1 protein-coding gene is annotated in these 230 nt (G+C 72.6%); it reads right to left on the bottom strand.

Features of this window, described 5'->3' with window-relative positions:
• Window positions 1-230 (bottom strand): HAMP domain-containing protein (locus AAEY79_RS16620; RefSeq protein ID WP_352289924.1); only part of this gene is annotated, 230 nt, incomplete at both ends.

Raw genomic sequence — 230 nt, 5'->3', positions numbered from 1 at the left:
GCATCACCGCGCGATCGCTTTCGGCCTGCGACACCTGTTCCACCATCTGGTTGAAGCCGTGCGTGAGCTGGCGCAGCTCGCGCGGGCCGCGTTCGCGCAGCGGCGGCACCGGCTGCCCGCGGCCGAAACGCGCGACCGCACGTGCGAGCGAGCGCAGCGGCTGCTGCAACTGCCAGGCCGCGAACAGCGCGGCGATCACGCCGGCCGAGAAGATCGTGCCGAGCCACAGC

It is taken from the genome of Psychrobacter sp. GW64-MNA-CIBAN-0177, from assembly GCF_040309585.1.
Lineage (GTDB): Bacteria > Pseudomonadota > Gammaproteobacteria > Pseudomonadales > Moraxellaceae > Psychrobacter > Psychrobacter okhotskensis.
This window is presented reverse-complemented; position numbering and strand designations above follow the sequence as displayed.